Origin of the sequence: Prevotella melaninogenica (assembly GCF_003609775.1) — a bacterium.
Taxonomy (GTDB): Bacteria; Bacteroidota; Bacteroidia; order Bacteroidales; family Bacteroidaceae; genus Prevotella; species Prevotella melaninogenica_A.
Genome location: NZ_AP018049.1, coordinates 92,764 through 109,683 on the forward strand (window position 1 = coordinate 92,764; position 16,920 = coordinate 109,683).

Here is a 16,920-nt window from a genome sequence, read left to right on the forward strand (position 1 = left end):
TAGGGATATGTGAAAGAGTTGATAAAGTATATTTTTTGTCGTCTTTATACGGTCTTAGCTTATAGCTTTACTTGTCATAATGTCACCTTGGTTCCGTCTACATTTACGATAACTACCTCTTTGGCTTGCGATATGATACTAAAGAAAGTTAAACGCCTTATTTTTGTTTAGGGTATTTGTAAAACCTATCAATATTTTTTCTACTTTTGTGATACAAACCATTACGTAGAACACAACGCTCACGGAATAGGCTTATAGCCTTAGTTTTAGCAGGGTTACTTCGGTTTTTCCAGCTATATGAAGTTTGGTGAGTGTGACTGTGGGTTGAGTCAGCCCATTTTATTATTTGAGTTTATCCTTAAAAAAGAACGGAATAAAACATATATCAAGATGAAGAAGACGCTGTTGTGTACCTGTTTGCTTGCTCTTTCTCTTGGTGCAAACGCACAGGACAACCACGGTTATGGTATCGATGATAGTCGATTTAAGTCGCTTGCTGAAGAGGTAGCGCACCTAAAGAAAAGCAATGATATGTTTAATGTCTACATTAACTATGCTGCTAATGCGCAGGTAGTATCGGATGCAGACCACCAGTGGAGTACAGGTTTCACGAATAAGCATCTTCGTTTAGAAATCAAAGGTAATCTAACCGATAAGCTCTACTATCGCTTGTGCCATCGTCTGAACAATACAACAGAGGCGAGAAGTGAGGATAATCTTGCTAAGGCAACCGATATTATGATGATTGGTTATAAGTTCTCTGATAAGTTCCGCCTTGAGGCAGGAAAGGTATGTCAGAGTCTTGGCGGTTTTGAAGTGGATGAAAATCCTGTCTATATCTATCAGTTCTCGGACATGACGGGCTCTATGGACTGTTATATGGCAGGCGTTACAGCTGTATATAAGCCTATTCCGTCACAGGAGTTCGTACTTGGTATTACTAATTCTCACAACGAAAAGTTCAGTGAGGTATATGGTAATAATGCCGTATCCATCGAGGGTGACGGTACACATAGTAGACTGTTGGAGAAGCCACGTAACCCACTTGCTTACTGTCTGAACTGGAATGGAAGTTTTCTGAACGACAGATTGCATACACGTTGGTCATGGGGAATACAAGGAGAGGCGAAACATAAGTATAGTCGTATTCTCATCTTGGGACAGAAACTACAGTTAGACAGACTACAATGTTACTTTGATTACATGGCTCAAAACGATGGAATCGACCGTTTGGGCATAGCGACAAACGAATTGGGGAGTTCATTCTCTGGATATACTGGCAATGTATGGATGAGCGATATACATTATAATTCCTTTGTAACAAAGCTCAATTGGCAGTTTGTTCCACGCTGGAATCTGATGTTGAAAGGAATGTATGAGACGGCAAGTGTCACAAAGATTGACCGCTTCAAGGACTTCCGTAAGAGCTATGGCTATGTAGGTAGTGTGGAGTATTACCCTGTCAAGAGTCAAGACCTCCGTGTCTTCTTAGCCTATGTGGGCAAGAAAGTAACCTATAAGGACGGTGTAGGCTTGGATAAGTATAATACTAATCGCATAGAATTAGGCTTTATGTACAGAATCAAGGCCTATTAAAAAGAGGAAAGAAAAGAAATAGGAAAGATACTGAAAGGTATTTTTATCAATAAAAGAAACAATCCATTCTCTTCCCGTTAGTGAAAGAGAACAACGCTAACTTTATCAAAATCAAATCATGGAAGAAAAGAAATTTCGTGTAGAAAGCGACCTCTTAGGTGAGCTTCAAGTTCCAGAAGAGGCTTATTATGGTGTGCAGACTCAGCGTGCTATCAACAACTATCACATCTCGCGTAAGCGTATGTGTGATTATCCTGACTATGTTGTTGCGATTGCTTACGTCAAATTGGCTGCCGTAGAAACTAACCGTCAGCTCGGTGAAATCAGTGATGAGGTAGCCGATGCGATGGCTCAGGCATGCCGTGAGTTGATTGATGGCAAGATGCATGAGAACTTTGTGACCGATATGGTACAAGGAGGTGCGGGCACATCTGTCAACATGAATGCCAATGAAGTAATTGCTAACCGTGCTTGTGAGATTATGGGTCACAAGAAAGGTGAGTTCCAGTACTGTTCTCCTAACGACCATGCCAACTGCGGTCAGTCAACGAATGATGTCTATCCAACTACTATTCGTCTGACACTCATCCTTCTAAACAAGAAGCTTGTGGCATCTCTGAGCGAACTCATTGCTGCTTTCCGTAGAAAAGGTGAGGAGTTTAAGCACGTTATCAAGATGGGTCGTACACAGCTGCAGGATGCTGTTCCTATGACAAGCGGTCAGGAGTTCAATGCCTTTGCCAATACGTTGGAGGAGGAGATAGCCAACCTTAATCGTAATGCTGCTCTCTTGCACGAAATCAATATGGGTGGTACTGCTATTGGAACGGGTCTGAATGCTGCTCCTGGTTTCCCAAAGATTTGTGCAGAGAAACTCAGCGAATTGACAGGAATGGAGTTTGTTGCAGGTGCTGACCTTGTTGAGGCTACCCCTGATACAGGTGCTTACGTAAGCTATTCAAGTGCTTTGAAGCGTTTAGCTGTTAAGCTTTCTAAGATTTGTAATGACCTTCGTCTGTTGGCTTCTGGTCCTCGTTGCGGTCTGAATGAAATCAATCTCCCACCGATGGCACCGGGTTCAAGTATCATGCCGGGTAAGGTGAACCCTGTTATTCCAGAGGTAACCAACCAGACTTGTTTCAAGGTTATCGGTAATGATACAACTGTTATGATTGCTGCTGAGGCTGGACAGCTGCAGCTGAACGTAATGGAACCAATCATTACAGAGTGTCTTATTGAGGACCTTACTTGGTTGCCAAATGCTATGGACACGCTGCGTGAGAAGTGTATTGATGGTATCACGGTGAATAAGGACCGCTGCCTTGAGATGGTGAAGCACTCTATCGGTATCGTGACAGCACTGAATCCATACATCGGATATAAGAACAGTACTAAGATTGCTAAGGAAGCCCTCGAAACTGGTGGATCTGTTTATGACCTCGTACTTGAGCATAACCTCCTTTCAAAGGAGAAACTCGATGCTATCTTGTCACCAGAGCACATGCTTGCACCAGAGGAGAGAGTGAAGTAAAAAAAGTCTTTTTGTGGTCGTGTTGAGTAGCAGTAAAAAGCTGCTTTTCACATACTAACAATAATGAAGATGCTGTATCCACACGTTGGATACGGCATCTTTCGTTTTATGGTAGCTGTGGAAGTAGCCTAATACCCTCCACTGACAAGATGTTCTCTACAGCTTGAAATCACAGTGTTTGATAGTTCCTTTTCCTCTGATAGATATGCTTTGATGCCTTTTCATGCTGGAATAAAATGAAGTAGACGTGGAGAGTCCCTCTTTTCATAATCCTTTATTGTGAAGTTTAGTGTCGTTAGTTTTGTCCTAATTTTTCACATGTTGATTTTGTAAAGACCATCAAATGGCTTGCAAATAACGCTCAATTGGCTTGCAAAAGATGCTCTTTTGAGGTCTTACTAACGCCCTTTTGAAGCCTTATTAAGCACCTTTTGAAATCCCTCTTTGCAACTATTTGATAACAAGTGACTTACGAAGGTGTTAAAACAAGTCGTTTTTAAGCCATTTTTCTACCTCTTCTTAGAATATTTTGTCAATATATTTCTTTGTCTTTTTGTGTAAATTCCAAACGGAGTCAGAGATTACGTTGATTTTAATTCTACCATGATAGGAAAATCAAATATCATTTGGGCTCTTGTAACTCTTGATATACTTCCCTTTCTCAAAGTAATGAAAACTTGCGTAGTTCAGTTCTTTGTCTGTGTGTCCGGTCAAGGGAAAATAGAATTGTTTAAGGTATTTTGTCCTCCATTTTGTCGGGAACTGCTTTGTATCAATCATCAGCATAGGGAACGTAGTATGCTTTTGTTTGAAAATGTCATCATATATATATTCGAAACGACAAGGACGTTAATTCCCTTGTCTTTGCATTGAGATACTAAGGCTGCAGGCGACACACAATAGGTAGAATGACAGAAAGGAGTATAATCATATAGCAATACTTTATCGTGTGTTTCGATATATTGTTTTACCTGATTAAGGCTGACTTTGTATACTTTTGAGAAGTCATGAATGTTATCAATGTTTTCTTCAAATGTTATAACTCTCTTCTTTTGTGCATCCGATAGATGAGAATAGCCAGAAGTTAAGCCTGTAATCTGGCATGATGTCAGTCCCATAAGTATTAAGGCTGATAGAAATAAATGTTTCATAAGGTAGATTTAATTATTCAATAAAATGTGCTACAAAGATAAGAAAAATAGTTAGATATGTGGAAATATTACCTTGCAAGCTCTTTTAATACCACTTCTTGCTCTCTATAAAAGCTTTTTTCGTCACCTTCTGTTACGGGTTCTATTTCTTCCAGACTTGCTGCGAGGTTTTGCATTTCCCATGTAATGGAATAGCCTAACTGCTTTCGCATGGCAATACATTTATCTAATTCGTAGCGGGTGCGGGCTTTATCTTTTCTAAAGAGTAAGCCAGCAAGGGTGAAGCGCATACGTTGGCGGAACTTTTCCTCTCGTTGTGTGGAGATAGCTTTACAGAGAAGTGCGATCTTGTAGCGTTCGTCATCAATGAGTTCTGATAGTTCATGAAAGAGATAGGATTGTCGGTGTTTCTTGATAAGGTGGGTATAGATGTTGATAGCTTTATCTTTTTTGCCCATAATTCGATAGACCATCGCTTTGTAGCGTTGGTTGTGCATATTGTAAGGACTATGCTTCAGTGCTTCCGCCAATATTGGTGCAGCCTTTAAAGCCATGTCAACTGTTGGCTTACTTTCCACTTCCTTAAAGACTTTTCCCACGATACGCATTCCTATTGAGGGAATAGGATGACCGTTGCCTTGCTCCATTGTCCAGTCTTCATCTGTTAGTCGGGTGATACCCCATTGTGAGATGAAGTCGAGCATAGAGAATCCTGGATGATGGTCGAAGACCAATAAGGCAGCACGCATTAAGGCACTCTGCCCTTTTAAGTCCTTGTCGTCCATTGTAGGATAGAGCCTTAGCAAACTTCTGAATATCTTATAGGCTTCTTCTAACTGGCGTTGTTGATAGCGAAGCTTCATCATGTCTACACCTACCCAGAACATAGCTATTGTAGTATAGTGCCCCTTGTGTACAGCGTATATTGGCAGAATGGCAGCGTATGCCTCCTCCGTTCGTCCCTGCTTGCGAAGCTTAAAGATATCTCTTATCTCCATCTTTCCTAAATTAAAGAAAGCAGACGCCAAAGCCGAAACAATAGGTTCGTCTTTTAGCGTCTGCTTTTTATTTAACAACTTTCTTTTTCACTAACTATTATTACTGATTTGTAACCGTCAAACTACCAGAGGTATCAGGGTTTGGTTTACATGCCACATTGTTGTGGGTTTCGTATTCAAGGATGAAGAAGTTCATCCATGGGCATACATAACCTTCCTTTGAATTGATTCGGGCAGAGGCTTCATAGTTGGTGTTGTCCTTTCTACGAACTTGAAGAGCAAGACGCTTGTAGTCGAAGTAAGTGATTCCTTCGCCCCAGAACTCTATACGTTTCTGTACCATCAATTCTTTTATAAAGTCCTCCATTGTAGTGGCATTGGCTGCCTGATAGGAGTTGTCGGTGTAACGATAAGTATTCATAAAGTCCTTCAAAGCCGTAACACCTGCTGCAACACCATCAAGGTGAGCGGTTGCTTCAATGTCAATGAACATCATTTCCTCCATGCGCATCAATGGAAGACTGATGAATTGTCCTTCGTAAGAATCAAAGATATTACCCTTTGCAGGCCGGAACTTGATGTTAGCATAGGCTGGTAACTGTGTCCATGCCTCCTCGTCTAAGAGGGTAAGTCTTTCCTTTTTGGTACCAATTGTAATCGAATCGTATTTCTCGTAACCCTCATGTGTACCCGCAGCATCTGGATCAATCCATGAATAGCGACGCCAGTCACCCTCAGGCATCTTATTGTATAGCGCACTACCAATCATACGAGTAGCACCGTATGTGCCAGCAAGTCCCCAATTAGTCTCTGATGACATGGTGCTGGTGAAGGTATAGTAGATATAGCTGATTTGCTCACGTGTGGTATAGCCTAACTTCCACATCCATGCTTGGTTGTCCTTATTAAATCCGTCTTGTGTGCTATGCCACTGGGCTTCAGTAACAGGACTGTAACCACTGACAGCCTTACGAGCGTAGGTGCGTGCCTTTTCATAGCACTCACGAGCTGTGGTTATACCTAACTTATCATACTCAATGCTTGCGGAGTCTTCTGCTGCTATGGCTGCGTTAAGGTCGCTATTGCTCTGGTCGAAACGGCTTGCCATTTCCATCCAAAGGCGTGCCTTGAGTCCATAGACTACACTAAGGTTAGGCAAGTTCTTGTCGGGACGTGTATAATTAGACAGATACTCCTCGGCATGGTTGAGGTCAGTAAGGATGAAGCGATACATCTTATAGAACGGAGCACGTGGATTGTGGCGTTGCATTTCTTTCGTTGTCTTTTCGGTAACGATAGGAACTGTGAGCCCCCATATCCCATTTTTTGTCGCTTTATCATCCAAACTTGCAATGCCAGTCTTCTTGAATTCGAACTGACGAGCTATGTCAAGATAAGCCATTGCACGATAAGCCATTGCTATACCTAAGTAGTTTTTAGAAGTTGGTGAGGCTGTGGCAGGATCTACTACACTTGTTACGTTGTTACAAGTAGCAATGAAATCGTAGTAGAAACGATAGGTGTAATAAGCCTTGAAACGGGTGTTGACACCGCTTTCCACTGTTGTCCAATAGCTATAGTTACTACTATAAACAGGGAAATCACTTCCTAATACATCCCTATAGTGCATCTGACAAGGATAACCCCAGTCGTTGAGAGGATCACCAGAGCCCCAAGAGTCAAAGGTTATCATATAAGAAAGGATACCATTGATGAGTCCTTCTTGTGAAGAAGGAATCTTTCTTACTTGGTCAGAAGTTAATACCTCTGACGGTTCAATGCTATCGATACAAGAAGTAAAGCCAAAGGTAATAGCAACGATAGCCAACGTTATGATGTGATTTGATATTAAGCGTTTCATAATGACGTACTATTAATGTAAGAAGATGGTTAGAATGTTAGTTTAATACCACCAGAGATGGTTCTCGTTGGGCTATAGATGGATGTACTACTACCTCCTGAGAAGGAACCACGTGGGTCGAATCCCTTACGCTTACTCCAAAAGTATACGTTGTCAGCAGCCACATATATGCGTACATTCTCCAATCCAATCTTGCTTACCCATAGCTTAGGTAGGGTGTAGCCAAGGTTGATATTCTGTAAGCTTAGATAGCTACCGCTGATGAGGAAACGGTCGCATTGAGAACTAATGTTTGGGTCGTCGTATTGCCAACGTGGGATATTACTGTTTGGATTGTCTACTGACCATGCATTGAGAACATCTTTATGGATGGTTGCTCCTCCTAAGGTGCCACTTGGTGGACCCATATAACCTGCATAACCATAGTCGTATGAGAGTCCTCCTAACGAATAAGCGAGGGAGATAGAGAAGTCGAAACCATACGCATTCAGCGTTGTTCCAAAGCCACCATAGAGGTCTGGGTGTGGACTTCCGCATGAGTAATAACTCGCATTACCATATACATCTGTCGTTTTAAGGGTTCCGTCAGGGTCAGTGTAGTACCACATAGCCTTTCCTTCATTAGAGACACCTGCATAACGAGGCATATACCACTCGTATATAGGGAGTCCCTCGGCATAGAGCCTATCACCACTACTATAGCCAGGATGTCCATCTACAACGAGATCAGCTTTGAGGACGTCAGCGAGTTTGATGATTTCATTCTTGTAAGTAGTTGCATTCACGTTGACATCCCATGAGATATTTTTAGTTTTTAAGACGGTAGCAGAGAGATCAACCTCCACACCCTTGTTCGTCATATCACCGATATTGTCGTACGTTCCTTTGTAACCAGCCGAGTAAGGAGCAAAGACAAAGCAGAGCATATCAGTTGTTTTCTTATAGAAATACTCAATACTACCACGCAAACGGCTATTGAACAATTCAAAATCGAAGCCTGCATTGAAGTTGTTATTAGTCTCCCAAGTAATATTAGGGTTGCCCTTTTCAGACAGAACTAATCCAACCTTATTGTTCGTGTTTACGATACTATAAGTATCAAGATAGTGGAAATCACCAATATTATCATTACCTTGCTGACCGAAAGAAGCCTTTAGTTTCAACATATTCAACCATTTGAAAGGCTTCATGAAAGGCTCTTTCGTAATAGTCCAAGCACCACCAAAGGAGTAGAAGTTACCCCAACAATGATTAGGATCAAAGCGGCTGGAAGCATCACGACGGAAAGAAAGACTTCCAAAGTACTTCTGATCGTAGTCGTATTGCCCACGTAAGAAGAAGCCTTCAGACTCATATTCACTATTACCAGACTCTCCTGTGTTATCCATCTTTATTGCTCCAGCAAGAGTTTGGTTGGTAAAGTAGGATGCCATACCAAGTTTACTACCCCACAAACTTTCGTAGTTGTAGCGATAGAACTCATGACCAAGGAGCAATTCCATGTGATGATGACCAAAGTCATGGTTGTAATTCACGAGTTGTTGGAAGTTATAAGAGAAGGTTTGATCACTTGTTCTGGTCACAACACCCGTTGGATAAGCCGTATGACTGTATCCATAGAAAGGCTGTTTCGTCTCAGTTGCACGTGAGTTGTTGACGGTCACCGTACCATTAAGGGTAATCTTCAATCCTTCAAGAGGCATGATATTCGCATAGCCATAGAGCGAATACATATTAACTTTCGAACTATTCGTATTCAACGCATTCTCTTGTAATGGGTTGATGTTAGGTAATATAGGACGTCTTAGTCCAATAACTGCACCATTACCATAGTCATACATCTGTCCATTCTCATCTGTCATGATGTTCCCTTGCTCATCACGAATGAAGGCAGGATAGATAGGTGCGACATTATTCAACTGATAGAAAAGACCATTATCATCCGATGGTATCACATGGTATTTAGCCCGAGAGAAGTTCATGTTCGTACCCACCTTCAACCATTTGCGTGCTTCATAGTCTGCTTTGGCACGAACGGTAATACGTTCAAAGTCCGAATGATATGCCACACCTTCATTGTTTAAGTAACCCAAAGAAAGGTAGTATTGCATCTTATCGCTACCTCCAGTCAGGTTTACATCATACTCTTTGCGTAATCCGTTACGAAAGGCAAGGCTCTTCCAATCGTCTGGTAGGATAGTATACCGTTTACCATTATGCTCAATAACACGTCCTAATGTGGCATGTGGATTCATATGACCATCTTCCCCAATGAGCTGTTCTCCGTTTGGAACAGTAAATATTGGATATCCCAATCCACCCGCTGCACCAGGTGCAACGAGTTGTTTGTTAGCCTCAATAGTAGCTTGAGCAGGGGTCAATCCGAGTCCTTTCAGTTGATAATTATACAGTGCATTATAGTAAACCTCATAGTATTTAACAGGATCATCGATAGTCTCATAGTAGCGTTTAATACGACTATTCGTACCCCATCTCATATCAACAGAAATATGCGCATTACCAACTTGTGCATGTTTTGTTGTCACCATGATAACACCATTGGCTCCTCGTGCTCCATAGAGTGCGGTAGAAGACGCATCTTTCAATACGGTTACAGATGCCACATCAGCAGGGTTGAGGTTGTTCCAACCGCCATCGTATGGGGCACCATCCACGATAATCAACGGACTTTGACCTGCACTAATACTGCTAAATCCACGAACACGAATTGAAGGAGTGGCTCCAGGTTCACCGCTGTTGTCTACAATCTGAACACCAGCAGCCTCACCTTTCAAACTACTCATTACGTTATTGACTTGCTTATGTTCAATCTTTTTAGAGTCAACAATAGCAGCCGAGCCCGTAAATGCTGAACGCTTTTGTTCACCGAAGGCAGTTACAACCAGCTCGTCTAACGCAGAGTTGTCATTAATCATCGTAATTTTCATCGTCGGTTTAGCAGGACCAATGAAGGATTTCATACCGACATAAGAAACTTCCAACTTAGCACCAGATTTGACATTGTCAAGGGTAAACTTACCGTCAGTATCTGTTGCTGTTATTAGTTTGCTGTCACCGATTATCTGAACAGTTGCACCAATAATCGTTTCACCAGTTTCGTCGACAACAACACCCTTGGTTGTAAAAACCTGTTGGGCAAAGCTGACGAGCGCCGACAGCATAAATAAGGTAGAAAATAAGATTCTTTTCATATTCATAAGGCTGGTCATAATGTAACTTTCAATTAAGGTTATCTGTAATAGATGTTTATGTCGCAAATATAACTAAAAGTTTCAAACAATCAAATAAATTCGTGTGAATAATTGAAAAAATAACATTTAGTATTGAATTGTTGTGTAAGTGTTATTAATACAAGGAAGCTATTGAGTATCAATGTCATCTTTTTACATAATCTGTTGTGCGTTGTTACTATCCAAATATATTTCATTTTTACAGCCTGCCAAAGTGAGGAAAGAATCGGTCAAACAATCAAGAATTTGTTAGTAGGTATTAAATTAAAAGGATATATGAGAAAATAACATTACCTTTGCCATAGAAACAAACAATCAAAGTGATATGAAATATCTATTGGTATCAGATATCCACGGATGTCTGCCAGCACTGGAGAAGGTGCTACAATTCTATGATCGCGAGCATTGTGATATGCTTTGCGTACTTGGAGACATACTGAATTATGGTCCACGTAACTCTATCCCAGAAGGAATAGATGCCAAAGGGATTGTCGAAGCACTGAATAAACGTGCCAAAAATATTGTAGCTGTGCGTGGAAACTGTGATGCTGAGGTAGACCAGATGTTACTTGATTTCCCAATGATGTCCGACTATTTGATGCTGGTTGATGAGGGACGAAAGCTCTTTTTGACTCACGGACATATCTATAACAAATCCTCAATGCCAAAAGGGAATGTTGATGCGATTGTCTATGGGCATACGCATCTCTGGGAACTCACTCTGCAAGAGGGTACGCTTGTTTGCAATCTCGGTTCTATCACTTTCCCAAAAGGAGGGAATGTGGCAACCTTCATGACTTACGAGCATGGTGTCTTCACAGCTTATACACTTGACGGAACACCGCTAAAGCAGGAAATAATATAGGGAAAACTTATTAGCCTAATTAGCCTTATTGGGCTAATAAGGTTAATAGGGCCAATTAGTCTAATAAACAATAACTACCTAATCCCTTCCCTTCATATTAGCCCTTTCTTTCCAAAGAATAGCTTTGAGATGCCCGTAACATCCATCAACCATGTTATGGCAAACGAGCCTGCAATGGCAAATACCACACTGACTGCAAGGAAGAACATTCCCGTTGGCTCTACGCGAAGTAGTAATGGCTGATAGAATTTGGCAAGAATCGTGAAGATGGGGGAGAAGAGTAAGAGGGGCAAAGTGTTGCGCCCGATAAAGAGAAAGAGGTCGAGCAGTGGTTGAGGAATTCCTAATTGATAAATCCACAACAGCGAACCAATAACTAAGAAAACCAAACACGCACCTGCAAATGATGCCTTATCATAATGGATAGGGTCGATACACCATACTACTAAAAGTCCTATTGTCCACCAACGTGCAGGAAAAGCCACACGGAAATTGCCCACAACTTGGCGCACAATAGCACCTACAAGAAAGTAGGCTGCATTGGCTATTGAGAGTAGTCCACAGGTGTAAGAGAGCAACCAAAGGAACAGAGCAAGAAGGGTAAACCTACCTAATAGCACCTGATTTTCCCAACTTAACATCTTCGCTGGTAGTAGTGGTTTCTCTTGCTTCCATATCGATGAAAACCGTCCTTCTGGTTTCTTGAATGCGATATAATAACAGATACCGCAAATCATTAAGGTATGTAAATACCAATAAGGTCCCATCGGATGAAGGAAGATATGGTCAATCAGTACTCCTATCGTTAAGTGGTCAATGTGTTCACGGATAGGAAGTAGTGAAGCCATTACGGTGTAACCGCTTTCCATCACAGCGTATGGAATGAATATCCAAAGCATTGTTTCCCTAAAAGCAGCCCACGACTTATTCACATTAAACAGATAACCCGACACCAATAAGAAGCCTGGCATGTGAAAAGTATAGACCAGCTGTTTAGCAACAGGGTAGGTGTCGCCAATATAAGTAAGGTGGAAGGCAATCATCAACGTGATGAAGACGAACTTAAGAAAGTCCAGTTCTTCCATTCTTGGCTTTGGTTTATGCATTTGAATAATCATAGCGACAAAGTTAGGAAATTAGTAGGACACTTCAAAAAGATGTAGTTGTAAAAGAATAATTAGCCTCTTAAAAATCGCAGTTTGATATGTGTTAGTAATTTATAATCCTCCTTCACCACAGAAAACCATTTCATTTTAAAACCTTGAAAATCCATAGATAAGGCTTTGAAAAATCATTACATAAAATCGGGTAAAACATCAATAAACAAGGATAAAAACACGTGTAAAATGTGAGTTTGTAATCATCGGTAAATCAGTTAGTTATAAAGTAGTAAAGTAAAAGGTGCTTAATTGGACTTCAAAAGGGCGTTAGTTAGACCTCAAAAGGGCATCTTTTGGAAGCCAATTAGGCGTCTTTTAGAAGCTAAAAGAGCATGTATTGGTTTTGAATTGTGTAAAAATAGTTTACAAACATCAGTGAGTAAGGGGACGGTTAAAATAAAAACTCCATTGCATTGTTCATAGTGAACGTTTGCAATGGAGTATCTTTTAATCGAATAATCCCGGTTGTAGAGGATTGTCTTGGTATGAGTTTCGTCCGAGATGGTCGTAGGCAAGCTGTGTTGCCACACGTCCACGAGGGGTTCGTTTGATAAAACCTTCCATAATAAGGAATGGCTCATAAACCTCCTCCACCGTACCAGAATCTTCACCGATGGCCGTAGCGATGGTAGAAACACCTACTGGTCCACCACGGAACTTATCAATAATGGTGAGTAGAATCTTGTTATCTATCTCGTCCAAACCATATTTGTCAATGTTCAATGATTGCAGTGACATCGTTGCGATTTCGGGTGTGATAGTACCATTACCCTTCACCTGTGCGAAGTCGCGCACACGGCGGAGTAGGGCATTACAGATACGTGGCGTACCACGTGAACGGCGTGCTATTTCGTTTGCAGCTTCGTCGACGATAGGTACTTTCAACAATGCAGCCGAACGTTTGATAATGCGTTTCAAAGTCTCTGGGTCGTAATACTCTAAGTGTAGATTGATACCGAATCGGGCACGGAGTGGGGCAGTGAGGAGTCCGCTTCGTGTCGTAGCACCAACGAGAGTGAAAGGGTTGAGGTCAATCTGGATAGAACGTGCAGATGGTCCCTTATCAATCATAATATCAATACGATAGTCCTCCATTGCAGAGTAAAGATACTCCTCAACGACAGGAGAAAGGCGGTGTATCTCGTCAATAAATAAGACATCGTTAGGCTCTAAGGAGGTAAGAATACCTGCAAGGTCGCCCGGTTTGTCGAGTACAGGACCAGAGGTAATCTTGAAACCAACGCCCAATTCGTTGGCAATGATATTACTCAACGTCGTCTTACCCAATCCTGGAGGACCGTGCAAGAGGGTGTGGTCGAGCGGTTCGCTACGGAACTTAGCGGCTTCAACAAAGACGCTGAGGTTTTCGACAACCTTCTGCTGTCCGCTGAAATCATCAAATTTCAGTGGGCGCAGGGCATTTTCGAAATCCTTCTCAACGGAATTCAGCCTTTCTTCATGTATGTCAAAATCTTCTGGCATGTTGCTAATTTTCTGCAAAAAGATGCAAGTGGAAGAGTGTGTAGATAATGTCTTTGCACATGGTTAATATATCCGTCAAATGCATTCTTTTATGGATATATGTGTTGTGCTTCCCTATGAATTGCCGTATACGACCCTTCTTCTACACCCTCAAGGTATGTATTATTTTCTGCAAAGGTACTCTATTTTTTCTGTGCAAGTGCTTTGTTTCGGAAAATTTATCTAAATTTGTAGCGTCATTTCACTCATATCCTTAAATGTATGATTAACAAGATCAATAAGAAGGTCCTTTATCGGGAAATCTTAGACTATGTAATGATAGCCGTAGGTATGCTGTCCTACGCTATCGGCTGGATGGTTTTTCTACTACCTAATCACATCGGTAATGGTGGCGTAGCTGGTCTTGCTTCCATTTTGAATTGGGGTCAAGGAATCCCTGTTGCTAACACTTATTTTGTCCTAAACGCAATTCTATTAGCCATAGCACTGAAGGTTTTAGGCTTAAAGTTCTGTATCCGTACTATCTATGGCGTTGTGATGCTGACAGTTATCACAAAGGTTATGGGTTCAGTATTCCCACATCCAGGACTCTTACATGATGAGCCTTTTATGGCAGCAATCATCGGTGCATCGTTTTGTGGTGTTGGTTTAGCTTTTGGACTCTCCTATAATGGTAGCTCTGGTGGCTCGGATATCGTCGCAGCGATAGTCAATAAATATCGTGATATTTCTCTTGGGCGTGTTATCTTATTAGTGGATATGACCATCGTAACGGGAAGTTACCTTGTTCTACGTAGTTGGGAGCAGGTTATCTATGGTTATGTAAACTTGATTGTTACCTCTTTTGTACTTGATCAAGTTATTAACTCCAGTCGTCGTTCGGTGCAGTTCCTTATTATTTCTGAGCGTTATAAGGAGATTTGCGATATGATATCTCAGGGGCAGCCACACCGTAGTAGTACGATTATCGACGCGAAGGGTTATTATACTGGTAACAATATAAAGATTGTTATTGTTGTGACTCGCCAGCGTGAGGCATCATACGTTTATCGTATGATTGATGATATCGACCCAGATGCTTTCGTAACACAGAGCCAAGTAATGGGTGTGTTCGGTAAGGGATTTGATAAATTTAAAGTGAAGAAGAAATCACCTAATAAGAATAAGCCGAAGGCTACTAATCTGCCTAAGCAATAAAGATAACAAAGCCGGCTGACACGTGGTTGCGTGTTAGCCGGCTTTGCTTTGTGGGTATTGGGCTTATTAGCCTTATAAGGCCTATTAGCCCAATAAGGCTTATTGCTTTATTAGCCTTATAAGGTCTATTAGCCCAATAAGGCTTATTGCTTTATTAGCCTTATAAGGTCTATTAGCCCAATAGGGCTTATTGCTCTCTTAGCTTTTACTTCATCTTTAGTGCCGCCTTGATACCAGCTTCAACGTCTTTCATATCGGCTGTTGGCTCAAAGCGGTCGATGACGTGTCCCTGTCGGTCTATGAGGAACTTTGTGAAGTTCCATTTGATACTTGGATCCTTAGCATAATCAGGATTCTCCGCACGGAACTTCTCATCAAGGAACTTACCGATGTTATTATTCATGTCAAAGCCCTTGAATGGCTGTTGAGCCTTTAGGTAAGTGTAAAGTGGTGATTCGTTACGACCATTGACATTAACCTTTGCAAACTGTGGGAAAGTAGTTCCATAGTTAGCTGTGCAGAAGGAATGAATGTCGCGGAAAGAGCCCGGAGCTTGTGCGCCAAACTGATTGCAAGGGAAGTCAAGGATTACGAGTCCTTGATTCTTATAGGTCTCATAGAGTTTCTGTAAGGCTTCATACTGTGGTGTAAATCCACATTTTGTCGCCGTATTGACGATGAGTAGCACCTTACCCTTGTAGTCCTTCAACTTGACGGTATGTTCGTTTCCGTCCTTTACACTAAACTTGTAAACATTCTTCTGAGCCATGATAGGCAGTGCCATGAGGGCTAAGAAGAGGAGTGAAAATAGTTTCTTCATTTGTTTAATCATTGATATCCACATCCGTTTATTGCTCAAGGAGAATAAAGCAAATAAAGGTTTTGTGGCTTATGTGTTCTAAGTTTTTAATAAATGAGTATGTTTTATCGTACATGTATAGGCTGTATACGAATTGTTACAATAGTTTCAACAGTTCTTTCATACCTTCGCTTGCACCCTTCTTGATATGTGTTAATCGTCCAGAAGCATGTGCTGGCGTATCGTCTGGGTCAATCAGATAGATAGGAGTTGCTGGTTGGGTGTATTGCACAAGACCCGCAGCAGGGTAAACAACCAGCGATGTCCCGATGATAACAAGGATGTCAGCTTGTGCTACAACCTCAGCAGCTGGCTCAATCATTGGGACTGATTCGCCGAAAAAGACAATGAAAGGGCGCAATAGACTACCGTCTTCTGCAAGTGTTCCTGGCGCTACTTCGCAGTTATCTTCAGGCAGTTCCTGTATGTATCGGTTATCGTAAGGAGCCTTACTTGAGCACACCTTCGTCAGTTCTCCATGTAGGTGGATAACCTTTGAAGACCCAGCTTTCTCGTGAAGATTGTCAACATTCTGCGTAATCACTGTCACATCGTAATCTTTCTCAAGTTCCTTGATAAGGCGATGACCCTCATTAGGCTTGGCGGCATAGAGTTTTTTGCGTAGATTGTTGTAGAAGTTGTTGACGAGTGTGGGGTTAGCTACCCATCCCTCGTGTGTAGCTACCTGTTCAACAGGGTAATCCTCCCATAATCCATCGTTGCCGCGAAAGGTCTTGAAGCCACTCTCTACGGACATTCCTGCACCTGTTAAGAATACGATTTTCTTCATACGTCTGTCTTTTATGAGTTGAAGCTTGAAGGAGGTAGACAAGGTTATAGGCTTTAATTTCTAAACACTTACAAATAGAGTTTTGGACAAATGAAGTACTAATAATATACCTCTTGTTTTCTGCCGATACCTTTAACTTGCACAGTATTCCTCCGCTCTCTTTGACAAATTTAGTAATT

The 16,920-nt window shown here is 41.5% G+C and carries 11 protein-coding genes; 4 read left to right on the plus strand and 7 right to left on the minus strand.

Annotation, left to right across the window (positions count from 1 at the left end; genetic code table 11):
• The first annotated feature begins 390 nt into the window (after positions 1 to 390).
• Positions 391 to 1,596, plus strand: a complete 1,206-nt coding sequence (locus PMEL_RS00360) for a porin (protein ID WP_120174583.1) — start codon at positions 391 to 393, stop codon at positions 1,594 to 1,596.
• Positions 1,597 to 1,714: 118 nt separating this feature from the next.
• Positions 1,715 to 3,127, plus strand: coding sequence for an aspartate ammonia-lyase (gene aspA, locus PMEL_RS00365; RefSeq protein WP_120173485.1), 1,413 nt, complete (start codon positions 1,715 to 1,717; stop codon positions 3,125 to 3,127).
• Positions 3,128 to 4,346: 1,219 nt separating this feature from the next.
• Here aspA and PMEL_RS00375 read toward each other — a convergent pair.
• From PMEL_RS00375 to PMEL_RS00385, 3 genes are all read right to left on the minus strand, one after another.
• Positions 4,347 to 5,276 carry a tetratricopeptide repeat protein gene (locus tag PMEL_RS00375; protein ID WP_120173486.1) on the minus strand — a complete coding sequence of 310 codons (930 nt, stop codon included), beginning with the start codon at positions 5,274 to 5,276 and terminating at the stop codon, positions 4,347 to 4,349.
• A gap of 100 nt (positions 5,277 to 5,376) precedes the next feature.
• Entirely contained in the window at positions 5,377 to 7,137 is a 1,761-nt protein-coding gene (locus PMEL_RS00380; protein WP_120173487.1) for a RagB/SusD family nutrient uptake outer membrane protein, read from the minus strand.
• A gap of 29 nt (positions 7,138 to 7,166) precedes the next feature.
• Positions 7,167 to 10,355: a SusC/RagA family TonB-linked outer membrane protein gene (locus PMEL_RS00385; RefSeq protein WP_120174584.1), complete on the minus strand. Its 3,189-nt coding sequence runs from the start codon at positions 10,353 to 10,355 to the stop codon at positions 7,167 to 7,169.
• A gap of 358 nt (positions 10,356 to 10,713) precedes the next feature.
• Here PMEL_RS00385 and yfcE point away from each other — a divergent pair, with 358 nt between their 5' ends.
• Positions 10,714 to 11,253: a phosphodiesterase gene (gene yfcE, locus PMEL_RS00390; RefSeq protein ID WP_120173488.1), complete on the plus strand. Its 540-nt coding sequence runs from the start codon at positions 10,714 to 10,716 to the stop codon at positions 11,251 to 11,253.
• Positions 11,254 to 11,345: 92 nt separating this feature from the next.
• On the opposite strand, the gene PMEL_RS00395 is transcribed toward yfcE, so the two are convergent.
• The gene (locus tag PMEL_RS00395) at positions 11,346 to 12,338 is read right to left on the minus strand and encodes an acyltransferase family protein (protein ID WP_231999382.1); all 993 of its coding nucleotides are present in this window, start codon (positions 12,336 to 12,338) and stop codon (positions 11,346 to 11,348) included.
• A gap of 522 nt (positions 12,339 to 12,860) precedes the next feature.
• Positions 12,861 to 13,895, minus strand: coding sequence for a Holliday junction branch migration DNA helicase RuvB (ruvB, locus tag PMEL_RS00400; protein ID WP_120173490.1), 1,035 nt, complete (start codon positions 13,893 to 13,895; stop codon positions 12,861 to 12,863).
• Positions 13,896 to 14,156: 261 nt separating this feature from the next.
• Here ruvB and PMEL_RS00405 point away from each other — a divergent pair, with 261 nt between their 5' ends.
• On the plus strand, positions 14,157 to 15,092 hold the full coding sequence (locus PMEL_RS00405; protein ID WP_120173491.1) for a YitT family protein: 936 nt from the start codon (positions 14,157 to 14,159) through the stop codon (positions 15,090 to 15,092).
• Between the two features lie 205 nt (positions 15,093 to 15,297).
• Here PMEL_RS00405 and PMEL_RS00410 read toward each other — a convergent pair whose 3' ends face one another.
• Positions 15,298 to 15,912 (minus strand): glutathione peroxidase, encoded by a 615-nt coding sequence (locus tag PMEL_RS00410; protein ID WP_120174585.1) that lies wholly within the window; start codon positions 15,910 to 15,912, stop codon positions 15,298 to 15,300.
• A gap of 136 nt (positions 15,913 to 16,048) precedes the next feature.
• A complete protein-coding gene (locus PMEL_RS00415) occupies positions 16,049 to 16,741 on the minus strand; it encodes an SIR2 family NAD-dependent protein deacylase (RefSeq protein WP_120174586.1) in 693 nt (230 codons plus the stop codon).
• Between the last annotated feature and the right edge of the window lie 179 nt (positions 16,742 to 16,920).

What these genes read in the sequence shown, in the direction of transcription:
- PMEL_RS00360 (WP_120174583.1), top strand. Translation starts at nt 391, where the DNA reads ATGAAGAAGACGCTGTTGTGTACCTGTTTGCTTGCTCTTTCTCTTGGT.
- aspA (WP_120173485.1), top strand. Translation starts at nt 1,715, where the DNA reads ATGGAAGAAAAGAAATTTCGTGTAGAAAGCGACCTCTTAGGTGAGCTT.
- PMEL_RS00375 (WP_120173486.1), bottom strand. Translation starts at nt 5,276, where the DNA reads ATGGAGATAAGAGATATCTTTAAGCTTCGCAAGCAGGGACGAACGGAG.
- PMEL_RS00380 (WP_120173487.1), bottom strand. Translation starts at nt 7,137, where the DNA reads ATGAAACGCTTAATATCAAATCACATCATAACGTTGGCTATCGTTGCT.
- PMEL_RS00385 (WP_120174584.1), bottom strand. Translation starts at nt 10,355, where the DNA reads ATGAATATGAAAAGAATCTTATTTTCTACCTTATTTATGCTGTCGGCG.
- yfcE (WP_120173488.1), top strand. Translation starts at nt 10,714, where the DNA reads ATGAAATATCTATTGGTATCAGATATCCACGGATGTCTGCCAGCACTG.
- PMEL_RS00395 (WP_231999382.1), bottom strand. Translation starts at nt 12,338, where the DNA reads ATGGAAGAACTGGACTTTCTTAAGTTCGTCTTCATCACGTTGATGATT.
- ruvB (WP_120173490.1), bottom strand. Translation starts at nt 13,895, where the DNA reads ATGCCAGAAGATTTTGACATACATGAAGAAAGGCTGAATTCCGTTGAG.
- PMEL_RS00405 (WP_120173491.1), top strand. Translation starts at nt 14,157, where the DNA reads ATGATTAACAAGATCAATAAGAAGGTCCTTTATCGGGAAATCTTAGAC.
- PMEL_RS00410 (WP_120174585.1), bottom strand. Translation starts at nt 15,912, where the DNA reads ATGAAGAAACTATTTTCACTCCTCTTCTTAGCCCTCATGGCACTGCCT.
- PMEL_RS00415 (WP_120174586.1), bottom strand. Translation starts at nt 16,741, where the DNA reads ATGAAGAAAATCGTATTCTTAACAGGTGCAGGAATGTCCGTAGAGAGT.